At 69.8% G+C, this 13,526-nt stretch carries 9 protein-coding genes; 2 read left to right on the forward strand and 7 right to left on the reverse strand.

Annotation, left to right across the window (positions count from 1 at the left end; genetic code table 11):
* Positions 1 to 34 precede the first annotated feature (34 nt).
* The 6 genes from ACFOW8_RS15705 to ACFOW8_RS15730 all read right to left on the reverse strand — a co-directional run bounded on the left by ACFOW8_RS15705 (position 35) and on the right by ACFOW8_RS15730 (position 8,692).
* Entirely contained in the window at positions 35 to 886 is an 852-nt protein-coding gene (locus ACFOW8_RS15705; RefSeq protein WP_378551360.1) for a 3-hydroxybutyryl-CoA dehydrogenase, read from the reverse strand.
* A 165-nt stretch (positions 887 to 1,051) separates the two neighbouring features.
* A complete protein-coding gene (locus ACFOW8_RS15710) occupies positions 1,052 to 2,545 on the reverse strand; it encodes an APC family permease (protein WP_378551361.1) in 1,494 nt (497 codons plus the stop codon).
* Positions 2,542 to 3,633: a Glu/Leu/Phe/Val dehydrogenase dimerization domain-containing protein gene (locus tag ACFOW8_RS15715; RefSeq protein WP_378552026.1), complete on the reverse strand. Its 1,092-nt coding sequence runs from the start codon at positions 3,631 to 3,633 to the stop codon at positions 2,542 to 2,544. The genes ACFOW8_RS15710 and ACFOW8_RS15715 overlap by 4 nt, the downstream gene beginning before the upstream one ends.
* A gap of 99 nt (positions 3,634 to 3,732) precedes the next feature.
* Entirely contained in the window at positions 3,733 to 7,209 is a 3,477-nt protein-coding gene (locus tag ACFOW8_RS15720; RefSeq protein ID WP_378551362.1) for an indolepyruvate ferredoxin oxidoreductase family protein, read from the reverse strand.
* 199 nt (positions 7,210 to 7,408) lie between these two features.
* Positions 7,409 to 7,894: an Lrp/AsnC family transcriptional regulator gene (locus tag ACFOW8_RS15725; RefSeq protein ID WP_378551363.1), complete on the reverse strand. Its 486-nt coding sequence runs from the start codon at positions 7,892 to 7,894 to the stop codon at positions 7,409 to 7,411.
* Between the two features lie 114 nt (positions 7,895 to 8,008).
* Positions 8,009 to 8,692, reverse strand: a complete 684-nt coding sequence (locus ACFOW8_RS15730) for a TetR/AcrR family transcriptional regulator (RefSeq protein WP_378551364.1) — start codon at positions 8,690 to 8,692, stop codon at positions 8,009 to 8,011.
* A 101-nt stretch (positions 8,693 to 8,793) separates the two neighbouring features.
* Here ACFOW8_RS15730 and ACFOW8_RS15735 point away from each other — a divergent pair, with 101 nt between their 5' ends.
* The gene (locus tag ACFOW8_RS15735; RefSeq protein WP_378551365.1) at positions 8,794 to 10,359 is read left to right on the forward strand and encodes an MFS transporter; all 1,566 of its coding nucleotides are present in this window, start codon (positions 8,794 to 8,796) and stop codon (positions 10,357 to 10,359) included.
* On the opposite strand, the gene ACFOW8_RS15740 is transcribed toward ACFOW8_RS15735, so the two are convergent.
* Positions 10,330 to 11,517: a PucR family transcriptional regulator gene (locus ACFOW8_RS15740; protein ID WP_378551366.1), complete on the reverse strand. Its 1,188-nt coding sequence runs from the start codon at positions 11,515 to 11,517 to the stop codon at positions 10,330 to 10,332. The genes ACFOW8_RS15735 and ACFOW8_RS15740 overlap by 30 nt on opposite strands.
* A gap of 286 nt (positions 11,518 to 11,803) precedes the next feature.
* Here ACFOW8_RS15740 and ACFOW8_RS15745 point away from each other — a divergent pair, with 286 nt between their 5' ends.
* Complete coding sequence (locus ACFOW8_RS15745; RefSeq protein WP_378551367.1) at positions 11,804 to 13,519, forward strand: aldehyde dehydrogenase family protein; 1,716 nt, start codon at positions 11,804 to 11,806, stop codon at positions 13,517 to 13,519.
* Positions 13,520 to 13,526 lie beyond the last annotated feature (7 nt).

Genomic DNA, 13,526 nt, shown 5'->3' on the forward strand with positions numbered 1-13,526 from the left:
GGGAGCCGGGTGCTCGCTCCCACGGCGTGCTCGCTCAGCTCGCGTAGTCGTAGAAGCCGCGGCCGGTCTTGCGGCCGAGGCGGCCCGCGTCGACCATGCGGCGCAGCAGTGCGGGCGGTGCCAGGTGCGGCTCGGCGAACTCGGCGTACAGCGACTCCGAGGCGGCCAGCGCGATGTCGAGGCCGACGGTGTCGAGCAGGGTCAGCGGGCCCATCGGGTAGCCGCAGCCGCCCTTCATGGCCGCGTCGATGTCCTCGGCGGTCGCGTAGCCGGACTCGAGCATCCTGATCGCCGAGCACAGGTACGGGATGAGCAGTGCGTTGACGATGAAGCCGGAGCGGTCACCGGCCTGTACGGTCAGCTTGCCGAGGGTGTTCTTGGCGTAGTCGGTGACGGCGGCGGCCGCCTCCGGCGCGGTGACCAGCGTCGAGATGATCTCGACCAGCGGCATCACCGGAACCGGGTTGAAGAAGTGCACGCCGACGACCCGCTCGGGCCGCTCGGTGGCACCGGCCACCTTGATCACCGGGATCGAGGAGGTGTTGGTGGCCAGAATGCCCTCGGGCTTGACGATCTTGTCCAGCTTGCCGAAGATCTCGTACTTCACCGACTCGATCTCCGGCGCGGCCTCGATCACCAGGTCACGGTCGGCGAACTCGTCGATGTCCAGGGTGACCCGCACGCGCGCGATCGCCGCGTCGGCCTCCTCTTGGGTGATCTTGCCGCGGGCGACGCCCTTGCCGATGGATCCGGCGATGCGCTGCTGCGCGGCATCGGCGAACTCCTGCTTGGTCTCGAGCACGAGCACCGAGCTTCCGGCCTTGGCGCACACCTCCGCGATACCGGCACCCATGGTGCCGCCACCGATCACTCCGATCAACTCCACTGCAGTACTCCCAACATCGCCTTGCCCTGGTTGTCGGAGGGAATTATTTCACCCGATCTGGCACTGAGTGCCACGGGCTGCCGTAAGCGCTGGTCGGCGCCTCGGTCGGCCCAGGCCAGGCGGGCCCCGCTCGACCGCGGAGCGGGGCCGCCCAAGGGATCTCGGCTACCGTGCCGTCGTCAGCTCCGGCTCGGCCACCGGCTCCCGCCGTCGACCGAGCACCGAGTGCGCGCGGCCGTAGGCGAAGTAGACGACGACACCGAGGGCCATCCAGATCACGAACCGCAGCCAGGTCTCGATCGAGAGGTTGAGCATCAGCCACAGGCAGGACAGCGCACCCAGGATCGGGACCACCGGGACGAACGGCACCCGGAAACCGCGGGGCAGGTCGGGGCGGGTCCGCCGCAGCACCAGCACCCCGACCGACACCAGCACGAACGCGACCAGGGTGCCGATATTGACCATCTCCTCCAGCGTGCCGAAGTCGACGAACCCGGCGAGCAGCGCGCACACCACACCGACGAGCACGGTCAGCCGGACCGGCGTGCCCTTACCGCTGGTCTTGGCCAGCCCGCGGGGGAGCAGACCGTCGCGAGCCATCGCGAACAGCACCCTGGTCTGCCCCAGATACATCACCATGACCACCGTCGACAGTCCGGCCAGCGCCCCGACGGCGATCACGTTCTTCACCCAGGTCGCGCCGTTGAGCGCGAAAGCCGTGGCCAGGGTGGCATTTCCGCCTGCCAGCTCGGTGTAGTGCACCATGCCGGTGAGGATCAGCGAGACCGCGATGTAGAGCACCGTCACGATGGCCAGTGACCCGAGGATGCCGCGCGGGATGTCGCGCTGCGGGTTGCGGGTCTCCTCGGCGGTGGTGGCCACCACATCGAAGCCGATGAACGCGAAGAACACCAGGCTGGCCGCCGCGAGCAGGCCGTACCAGCCGTAGCTGGTGCCGCCGGATCCGGTGAGGAACGCCAGCAGCGACTGCCGCAGTCCCTCGGCCTGCTCCGACGGTTGCGCGGGCGGAATGTAGGGGGTCAGGTTCGACGCCTTGAAGTAGGTCGCGCCGACCACGAGCACCAGGGCGATCACGCCGAGCTTGATCGCGACGGCGATCGCCGACACCCGCGACGACAGCTTGGTGCCGGTGGCCAGCAGCACCCCGACCACCGCGATGATCGCCACCGCGCCCCAGTCGAACCGTACCGAGCCGAATTCGAGCACCGGCGCGGAGGTTCCGAGGAGATCGCCGAGATACTGCGACCACCCCTTGGCGACCACCGAGACCGCGAGCGCGAACTCGAGGATCAGATCCCAGCCGATGATCCAGGCGATCACCTCGCCGAAGGTGGCGTAGGCGAAGGTGTACGCGCTGCCGGCCACCGGCACGGTGGAGGCGAATTCGGCGTAGCACAGCGCCGTGAGCCCGCAGGCGACGGCGGCGAGCACGAAGGCGAGCGAGACCGACGGTCCGGCCACCGAGCCCGCGGTGCGCGCGGTGAGCGTGAAGATGCCCGCACCGATCACCACCGCGACACCGAAGACGGTGAGATCGCGGGCGGTCAGATCCTTGCGGAGCTTGGCATCCGGTTCGTCGGTATCGCGGATCGACTCCTCGACCGATTTGGTACGGAACAGGCCGTTCGTGCCGATCATCGGTGCGACCTCGGAATCGCGTCGAGACGGCGCTCGGCGAACCGGTTGGCGGCGGCGCCGGTCCCGATCCCCTCGGTCACGCCGTCGGCGATGATCTCGCGGCAGCGCCGGTAGATCTCGGTCACCTCGGCCTCGACCTCGGCCGGGCCGGCGCCGCGCAGCTCGCCCGCCACCTGGATGAGACCGCCGCCGTTGGCGACGAAATCGGGCACCCAGGTGATGCCACGCTCGGTCAGCGCCTGCTCCACGTCGGGGGTCGCGAGCTGGTTGTTGGCCGCGCCGCAGATCAGCTTCGCCTCGATCGTCGCCGCGCTCGCCGGGGTGAGCGTGGCTCCCATCGCGCACGGCGCGTACACGTCGACCGGCGCGGTGGACACGGTCGACAGCAGCCGCACGGCCGGCTGTTCTTCGGCGATGCGGCGCAGCGCCACCTCGTTCACGTCCGTCACGCAGACCTCCGCGCCGTCGGCGAGCAGCAGCGCGGTGAGCTCGCGGCCGACCTTGCCCACCCCCTCGACACCGACCGTGCGACCGGCCAGGGTCGGCGCGCCCCAGACGAATTCGGCACCGGCTCGCATGGCGTGGAAAACCCCGAGCGCGGTCAGCCGGGCACTGTCGCCGCTGCCACCCACGGCGACGCTGCGGCCGGTGACATGGCGGGTGTGCTTGCCGATGACGTCCAGATCGTCGGTGTCGGTGCCAACGTCACCCGCGGTGATATAGCGGCCGCCGAGGGTGTCGACGAAGCGCGCGTAGGCGGCGAGCAGCTCCTCGCTCTTCATGGTCGCGGGATCACCGATGATGACCGCCTTGCCGCCACCGAGGTCGACCCCCGCCGCCGCTGCCTTGTACGTCATGCCCCAGGACAGCCGCAGCACATCCTGCAACGCCGCGGACTCATCGGCGTACGGGTAGAAGCGGGTTCCGCCTAGTGCCGGGCCGAGCGCGGTCGAGTGGATGGCGATGATCGCCTTCAGCCCCGACCTGTCGTCCTCGCAGAACACCACCTGCTCGTGGGCGCGGGCGCTCAACTCGTGCGATCGGCCGAAGACGCCTGCCTCGGAGTGCGCAAGGGTCACTGTCTCGATTCCTTTCCGGTGGCCGCCGCGATCCGGGTTGTGCCAGGGGCGACGGTGTGGTGCCGCGGATGTGCGGCGGATTGTGGTGTGCCGCGGGGGTGCGGCGGGTCAGCCGGCGAGGCCGAGCTCACGCAGCCGGGCGCGGTACAGCTCGACATTGCCGAGTTTCACGTCCTCGTAGCCGCGCACCACATCCGGCAGCGCGGCGGCTTCGACGGCCGTGTCGTAGTTCTGCGGCCGCAGGTCCCCGGCCAGCCTGCGCACCATCGCGGTGTAGTCGGCCAGCAGTTCCCGCTCGACCTTGCGCACATGGGCGTAGCCGAAGGGGTCGAGCTTGGTGCCGCGCAGCACCTTGCCCTTGGCCAGCACCTTCAGCGCCAGGTGCGAGCGCGGGCCGAGGCCGATCTTCTTGCGCCTGCCCATGGCCCGCAGGATCGGCGGGTGCAGCTTGTAGGTCAGTTTCTCGCCGCCGGGAACCTGTGCCTGCACCTCATCGAGGAAGGCCGGGTCGACCAGCAGCCGGGCCACCTCGTATTCGTCCTTGTAGGCAGTGAACTTGTACAGCCCGCGGGCAACCGCCGCGCTGAAGTCCGTGCGGTCGGTGACCGAACGTTCCGCCGCCCAGGCGAATTCGACGGTATCGACGTAACGCCTGGCCACCTCGAGGTTCTGGTAGTCCACCAGGTTCGCCGCCCGCAGCTGCACCAGCCGCCGGACCTCGCCCTCGAAGCCGGTGTGCGCCAGCAGTTCCGCGGGGACCACCGGCGCGCGACGGCGGGGCTGTCCCGCGGTCACCGCCGCGGCGAACGTGGTCGGGTCCGCGACGGCGAGCCGCCCCCAGCGGAAGGCGGCGATATTGGCATCCACCGCGACACCATTGATCCCGATCGCCTCCTCGACCGCGGCGACCGGCAGGCGCAACCCACCCGACTGCACGGCCGCACCGACGATCAGGAAGTTGGCTGTCGCCGTATTGCCGAACAGAGTCTGTGCCGCCGCGAGCGCGTCGAAGTGCTCGACGGTCCGCGAGACCGCCGCGACCCGGTCCAGCAGCAGCCCGGTCTCCGGGTAGCTGGTCGACTTGTCGTAGACCATGTCGCCGGTGGGGGTCTGGCTGGTCGAGGCGATGGTCACCGTGCTCGCCGCGTCCCCGTAGGGCAGATAGCGGGGATCCGCGGCGGTGAGCAGGTCGATCGCGAGCACGCAGTCGGCGCTGCCAGGGGTGAGCCGGTTCGACGGTTCCAGCGCGCCGCAGGCGAACCGCAGATGTGAGACCACCGGACCGGCCTTCTGGCTCATGCCGATCTGGTCCAGGCTCTCCACCTCGTATCCGGCGCGCAGCGCGGCGGTGGCCAGCACTTGGTTCACGGTCACGATGCCGGTGCCGCCGATGCCTGCGATCAGCACATTCTGGGTGCGCCGCGGTGTGCCGAAACCTGGATCGTCCACCGACGGCGGCTCGATTACCGTGCGGCGCTTGACTTTCGGTGACTTGCCCGGAACGGTTTCGACGGTCACGAACGACGGGCAGTCACCGTCCAGACAGCTGTAGTCGGTATTGCAGGAGGTCTGATCGATGCGGGTCTTGCGCCCGAACTCGGTGTCCACCGGCTGCACGGACAGGCAGTTCGACTTGGTGCCGCAATCGCCGCAGCCCTCACACACGGCCTCGTTGATCACCACCCTGGTATTACGGACCGGCAGCGCGCCCCGCTTGCGCTGCCTGCGCGCGTCGGCGGCGCAGTGCTGGTCGTAGATCAGTACGGTGACGCCCTCGATCTCGCGCAGCAGGCGCTGGGCCTCGTCGAGCCGGTCGCGATGCCACAGCAGGGTGCCCTTGGCCAGCGCGCGCTTGCGGTGCCGTTTCGGCTCCTCGGCACACACGATGATCTGCCGCACGCCCTCCAGGGTGAGCTTGTGGGTGAGCTCCGCGACACTGAGAATGCCCTTCACGTCTTGGGCGCCGGTCATCGCGACGACCTCGTTGTAGAGCAGTTTGTAGGTGATGTTCACCCCGGCCGCGACACACGCCTGCACCGCGAGCTGCCCGGAGTGGAAGAAGGTTCCGTCGCCGATGTTCTGGAACAGGTGCGGCACGTCGGTGAACGGCGCCTGTCCGATCCACTGGCTGCCCTCGCCGCCCATCTGGGTGAGTCCGGTGACCGCGCTGTCGGCGCGGCCCGACAGGGTGACCAGTGTGTGGCAGCCGATCCCGCCGCCGCCGATCGAGCCCTCCGGCAGCGCGGTGGACCGGTTGTGTGGGCAGCCACTGCAGAAGTACGGGGTCCGTTCGGCGGACAGCACCTCCAGCGGAAGTGCGGGCGGCGCAGCCCTTTTCAGCTCCACTCGGTCGCGCAGCACCCGGCGCAGTGGGCCGAGCAGACGGCCGGGGGTGAGTTCGCCGTCGGCGGGCATGAGCCTGCCCCCGCGCTCGTCGTGCTTGCCGAGGATGCGCGGCGCGTTCGCGGTGCCGTAGAGGATCTCGCGGATCTGGGTCTCGACGAACGCGGTCTTGTCCTCCACCACGATCAGCTGCTCGAGTCCGCGCGCGAACTCGGCCACCTTGGCCGGTCCGACCGGATACGGCATTCCGATGCGCAGCAACCGGATTCCGGCACGGTGCATGGCCGCGTCGTCGACACCGAGGTCGAGCAGGGCTTGCCGGACCGCGTCGAAAGTCGTTCCGGTGGCGGCGATCCCGACCTTCGCTGTCGCGGGGTCCACCTCGATGACATCGAGTGCGTTGGCCGCGCCGAAGGCCCGCACCAGCTCCCACCGCGGCCCGTACAGATCGGCCTCGGCGATCACGCTGTCACCCGGTGCCGCCATCGGCCGCTGCCGGTAGACGAACGGCTTGCCCTCCCACCGCACTTCGGGCACGGTGAGGGAGAGTTCGGCCACGCTGCCGTCCACGGTCCATGCGCCGTCGGCGACATCGGCCACGATCTTCAGCGCCACCACACAGCCCGAGGCCCGCGACAGCGCGATGCCCCGCATGCCCAGCGTGACGACCTCTTCGGCATTGCGCGGGAACAGCACCGGGACGCCCATCGCGGCCAGTGAACGCTCGCTCACCGCTGGCACCGTCGACGACTTGGAGGCCGGATCGTCACCGACCAGCAGCAGGACCCCGCCGCGCGGATTCACGCCGTACATGTTGGCGTGGCGGATGGCGTCGGTCGCCCGGTCGACACCCGGCCCCTTGCCGTACCAGACGCCGACCACACCGTCGTGGGTCGGCCGTCCAGCGGGCAGGTCGGCCTGGCTGCCCCACACCGAGGTGGCGGCCAGTTCCTCGTTGAGGCCGGGCACGAAGGTGATGTCGTGCTCGGTGAGCACCGCGGGCATGTCCAGCAGCATCTTGTCCACGCCGCCCAGCGGGCTGCCCTGGTACCCGGAGACGAAGGTCGCCACCCGGCGACCGGCCCGCAGATCGCGCACGTGCTGCTCCACGAGCAGCCGGGCGATGGCCTGCACCCCGGTGAGCAGCACCGGGCCTGCGCCGGAGCGGTAGCGATCGGCCAGATCGTAGGGCGCGACCGGCTCGGCCTGCGGTCGGGAGGTTGGACAGACGACGGTGGTCATGGACGCCTCACCACACTTTCCACAACCCAGATCGTGAGCTGCGCAACGAAGGAACTTGCTCTCGGTGCTGCGAAATGTGCCGTGAAGTGGCAATCGGTGTCAACAGTCGGTCAAAACATTGATCAGACTGCTCAAAAGTGATCTGGACCACTGCGGTGGATGCGTCAATCTGCTCGAGTGGGCAGAGACCTGCGTCACATCAGGGTGCGGGTGGCTGGGTCGTCAGATGCTCGACCAGGGGGAGGCTGCGATATCCGATCGGGGTGGCCAGCGCGAGCATGGTCTCGGTGTGATTCACCCCGTCGATGGCGTGCACCCGCTGGATGATCTCCAGCAGATCCTGCTGCGAGCGCGCCGCGACCCGGACCAGCAGATCGGCCCGCCCTGTGGTGGCGTGCACCTCCAGCACATGCGGAAACCCGCGCAGTGTCTCGATGATGGGGTCCATCTTGTTCTGATCGAGTTCGATTCCGAGAAACGCGTGCACCGCGAGCCCGATCGCCTGCAGATCGATATCGGGCGGATACCCACGCACCGCCCCCGACGACTCGAGCCGTTTCATCCGCGCCTGCACCGTATTGCGCGCGATCCCGAGCCGCTGCGCCAGCTCGAGAATCGGCACCCGCGGATCCTGGGCCAGCTCGGCCAGCAGGGCGGCATCGAGTGCGTCGAACTTGATGGTCATCGGCGCATTCTGGCACGTCGGAACCCGGCCGTACCGGCTCCTGGTGGGGAGTTGATTCCGTGCCGCCCTTCGCTTGCCCGCGCCGGGTGGGTGGGCGGCTCGCCGGCGCACGGACTATCGCGGTAGGTCGTGCGGCTCGCCGAGGCGCACGTGGTGGGTACCCGCCTCGTCGATGTGGTCGCCGTCCATGGCCAGGCTGTGTGCGAGCAGCGCATCGTAATCCACCGCGGCGCCGCGCATGACGGTCTCGATCGCGCGTTCGGCGTCGTCGTCGTCGAGGTGCTCGCCGAACAGGGCGCGGTAGTGCACGAAGGCGGCGACGATGTCGAGCAGTTGATCGATATCGGCGTCGTCGCGGAGATCGCCGCGGTCGACGGCGCGGCGCAGCATCGCGCCGACTGCCGTCCGCGACGGTTCGATGACCGCCTCGCGGTAGCGCCGGTGCAGCGCGGGGTCGGTGACGCATTCGGCGTACAGGGCGCCGAATACCTCCGGCCGGATGGTGCGATACGCGCCGAGGAAGATGGCCAGGCCCTCGGCCATGTCGCAGAGCGTGCACCCGGTATCCGGTGGTAGCGGAGTGTCGAGGCGGCTTTCGACGGCGGCCAGGACGAGCGCGGGTCGACCGGACCAGCGCCGGTAGATCGCGGGCCGGGAGGTGTGGGCCCGGCGGGCCACCTCGCCGACGCTCACCGCCGGGTAGCCGCCCTCGGCCAGCAGATCGAGTGTCGCCGCCGTGATCGCGGGGTCGAGTCCGGTGTCGCGGGGGCGTCCGCCCGGCCGGTGCGCATTCGGCATGTCAGCCATTCTAGACAAACGTTACGTTCCGTCCTGTAACTGCAGCTGCTACGCTCGATCTCGCATAACGTGACAGGCTGTAACGAATCTCGGGAGTCATCGTGGATACCGCCACACCGACTGAAACCATCCCAAGGGCGACCGTCCGCGAGTGGCTGGGGCTCGGCCTGCTCCTGCTGCCGATGCTCGCGCTCGCCACCGACCTGACCGTGCTGTTCTTCGCTCTGCCCGCCATCAGCGCCGACCTGCACCCCAGCGCCTCCCAGACGCTGTGGATCACCCACGTCTACGGCTTCCTGATCGCCGGATTCCTGGTCACCGCGGGACGTCTCAGCGACCGCATCGGCCCGCGAACGCTGTTGCTGTTCGGGTCGGCCGGATTCGCGCTGCTGTCCGCGGTGGCTGCCTTCTCGACCTCGGCCACCGGCCTGATCCTCGCCAGGGCGGCGCTCGGCATCGTCGGCGCGACCCTGATGCCCGCACTGTTCTCGTTGCTGCGCACCATGTTCCGCGACGACACCCAGCGCCGGATGGCCATCGCGATCGCCTTCAGCGCCTTCACCGTCGGTGGTGCCGTCGGCCCGGTACTCGGCGGTCTGCTGTTGGAGTACTTCTGGTGGGGCGCGGTGTTCCTCGTCAATGTCCCCCCGTTGGTCCTGCTGGTCGTCGCCGGTCGGTGGGTGCTGCCGGAACGGGTGGAACGCAATCGGCTGCGCATCGATCCGATCAGCGTCGCGCTGTCGGTGGCGGGCATGCTGGTGATCGTCTACGGATTGCAGGACCTGGCCGCCGGTCACGCCGCGGACGGTGGCGCGGCCTGGCCGCCGGTGCTGTGCGTGCTGCTCGGCCTCGGTGTGCTCGCGCTGTTCGCGCGGCGCCAGGCGCGCATCCCGGAGCCGCTGTTCGACCTGCGGCTCCTCGGCCACCGTCCGGTGCGTGTCGCGCTGCTGACCCTGCTGCTCATAGGCGTCGCGGTGACAGGGATGTTCTACCTGTTCACGCAGTACCTGATGCTGGTCGGTGGGCTCTCACCGCTCGTGGCCGGCTTGTGGACCCTGCCCTACATTCTGCTGAACGTCGCCGGTGCGATGTCGGCGCCCGGACTGGCCCGCCGGTGGCACCCGGCCAGGGTGGTCGCGGGCGGAATCGCGGTCGCCGCGGCCTTCGCGCTCGTGCTGGCCGTCCTGGCGGGCGCGCAGGCGCCGCTGCCGTTCGTCGTCGCGACGATCGCCCTCGTCGGGCTCGGTCAGGGACTGGCGGGTGCCCTGGTGAGCGATCTGATCATCGCGAGCGCGCCAGAGGAGAAGACCGGGTCGGCCGCGTCCGCGCAGGAGGTCGGCGGTGAGCTGGGCGCCGCCCTCGGCATCGCGGCGGCGGGGGTCGTCGGCATCCTCGCGTACCGGCATCGGCTGTCGACGCATCTGCCGGACACACTCGACGATTCGGTCGGTGCGGCGCTGCGGGCCGGCATCCATGAGGGGGTCGCTTTCGCCGACAGGCTCTCGGTCACCGATGCCACGGTCTCGGCGACCGTGCACCAGGCGATCGGTGCCGGGATGCTGGCCTACGCCGGTCTCGGTGCTGTCGTCTTGGCCGTGACCGCCGTGCTGGTCGTGCGCTCCGGCGCGGACCGGACCTCAGTGGTCGAGCAGGGTGACCGCGCGTAGGGCCAGGTGCAATTCGGCGGACTGTACCGGGTCGGCGGTGTCGCGGCCGGTGAGGTCGCGGATCTTACGTAGCCGGTAGCGCACGGTATTGCGGTGGCAGTGCAGTTCCGCCGCGGCCGCTGCGGTGGATCCGTGGCAGTGGTACCACGCGTCGAGGGCCGCGAGCAGGTCCGCGCGTTCGGGTGTGGGCAGCCGGAGCACGGGGCCGAGGATCTGCCGGGTGGCACGCTGGGCGGCCTCGGGCACGGTCACGAGCAGGTGGGCGAGCGGCTGGCTCCCGAAACGGATCGTCGTGCGGGTGCCGGGGCGCGCGCTGCGGGCGGCCAGCCTGGCCTCGGTGAGCGCGCCAGGGATGGCGGCGGGTCCGGTGAAGGGCGTGCTCAGGCCGATCCGGCCGTCGACGAGGCCGGTGAGCTCGGCGGCGGCTCGTTCGAGTGCCGCCGGGTCCGCCGCGGACAGGAGCCCGGTGTGTGAGTCGATCTGGGAATCCCACACCGACCTGGCGCCGAGATCGAGCAGGCCGCCGGTCAGGGTGCTCGGCAGCGTCGTGCCGGGTTCGGTGGGCTCGATCGAGACCACGGTGAAGGTGCCGGATTCGGGCAGCCCGAGCAGGCGCAAGGCGGTCAGCGTGCGGACGGGATTGTCGGCGTGATCGTCGAAAAGCGTACGGATCAAACGATTCTGGGCTTGCGCGTCGACCTGGGCGAGCAGGACCTCGGTCTCGCGATAGGACTCTACCGCCGCATCGGAGAACGTGTCGATGAGTTCCCACAGTCCGGTGGCGAGCGCGTGCAGCCGCGGGTCACCGGGGCCGCTCGACCGTGCGGTGAGCTCCTCCCAGAGCAGTCGTCCGCCGAGCCGGAAGGCGTGCAGCAGCGCGGCGATCGGCACGCCGCGTTCGGCTTTGAGCCGTCCGACCGCCCGCGCGGGCTGGAGCCGGGGTGACCCCCCGTCGGCGAGGGCGCTGATGATCGCGGTGAGATTGGCCAGGCACGCCCGGTGCAGCTCGTCGGCGGTGAGCAGCCCCGGATCGGCGTAGGAGCGGTCCGCGTCGGTGATGCGGGCGACCAGTTCGGTGGTCAGCGCCTCGACCACGTCGAGCAGGCCCGCTGTCGGTTCGGCAGGCGTCGAGGTGGTTGTCGTCGGCCGGGCGGTCACCACCACAGCGTAGATCCTGGACGTGAGCCACGCCACCCTTAGGTTGTGCGCGGACACATTGCTGATTCCTGGGTTGTCTCCATAGGCTGCGGAAGCAGGGGTGTTGACGCAGGTTCGACGGTGCTGCTGATCGCGCGAGCGAAGCTGCTTTGTGCTCGAGCACAACGACGCCCCGGGTCAATCCACAACCCGCGCACATGGTGCCCGGTGTGACCTGCGCGACAGAATCGAGGTGGACGCCCGTGGTTCCGGCGTCGCCAGTCCGGACAGTTGTGGAGGATCGAACGTGGTGACCAAGAAGGCCCCGTCCGCGCAGACCGCGGTCGACGTCGCATTGGCCGAGCTCGTCGAGGGCGAGCGCAGGTGGGCGGCCATCCCGCTGTCCGGGCGGCGCGCCCTGCTCGACCAGGTGCGCGCGCTGACCGGACGGCACGCACAGCGGTGGGTGGACGCCGCCGCCGGGATCAAGGGGCTCGCGCCGTCGTCGCCGCTGATCGGTGAGGAATGGCTGTCCGGCCCCTACGTTTTCGCCGCCGGACTCGGTGCGCTGTCGGCCACCCTCGAGGTGCTCGAGCGCGGCGAAAGTCCGCTCGACAAGGCGCGATTCGGTCGCGCGGGCGACCGGGTGACCGTCGATGTGCTGCCGACGAGCCCGTTCGACATGTTGCTGCTCAACGGGTTCAGCGCCGAAGTGTGGCTACGCCGCGGCGTCAGCCCCGCCGCGGCGAAGGCGAATGCCGGACTGGCTCAACGGGAACCGAGCCGGACCAACGGAGTCGGCGCGGTGCTCGGCGCGGGCAACATCACCTCGATCGCCCCACTGGACGTGCTCTACGAACTGATCGCCCACAACCGGGTCGTGGCGCTCAAACTCAATCCGATCACCGATCCGCTCCTGCCGGTGCTGGCCGACATTCTGGCCCCGCTGGTCGAGGTCGGCGCGGTGCGACTGCTCACCGGCGGCGCCGAGGTTGGTGGCTATCTGGTCGAGCACAACTCCGTCGACCACGTGCACATGACCGGAAGCGCCCGCACCCACGACGCGATCGTCTGGGGCACCGGCGCCACGGCGGCCGAACGCAAACTGGCTGGAACACCGAAGCTGACCAAGCCGGTCACCAGCGAACTGGGCGGTGTCTCGCCGACGATCGTGCTGCCCGGACAGTGGAGCGCGGCCGACATCGCCTTCCAGGCCGAGCACGTCGCGACCCAGCGCCTGCACAACGGCGGCTACAACTGCGTCGCCGCGCAGGCCGTGATCGTCGCCGCCGACTGGGCGCAGAAGGACGAGTTCCTCGCGGCCCTACGCGCCGCACTCGCACAGGCGCCCGCCCGCCACGCCTACTACCCGGGCAGCGACGATCGGGTGGCGCAGGCCGCCGAGGCCTATCCGCGCGCCGAACGCCTCGGGCCGACCGGCGAACGGTTGCTGATCACCGGGATCACGCCATCGCCCGCCGAACCGCTGCTCGCCGAGGAGTCCTTCGCGCCGGTCCTCGGTGTGGTGGAGCTGCCGGGAACCGGCGCGGAGTTCACCGCCGCCGCGGCCACCACCGCCAACGAGGCGTTCGCCGGGACACTCGGCGTCAATATCATCGCCGCGCCCGCCACGATCACCGAACTCGGCTCGGCCTTCGACGAGCTGGTCGAGAACCTGCGCTACGGCACGGTGGCGATCAACGCCTGGACCGGCGTCGGCTACCTCACACCCACCGCCGCGTGGGGTGCCTACCCCGGCCACACCATCGCCGATGTGCAGAGCGGCATCGGCGTGGTGCACAACGCCTGGCTGATCGACCGGGTGGAACGCACGGTGGTGCGCGGCCCGTTCCGTCCGGCACCGCGCGCGCTGTTGCACGGCGAGTTCGCCCTCTCCCCGAAGCCACCGTGGTTCGTCGGCAACAAGACCGCCGCGAACACCGGCAGGCTGCTGGCCGGCTTCGGCGCCGACCCCGGCTGGCTGCGGCTGCCCGCGATCTTCGCCTCGGCTCTGCGCGGCTGAACCCGAA

Source organism: Nocardia rhizosphaerae (genome assembly GCF_042650365.1).
In the GTDB taxonomy this organism is placed as follows: Bacteria; Actinomycetota; Actinomycetes; order Mycobacteriales; family Mycobacteriaceae; genus Nocardia; species Nocardia rhizosphaerae.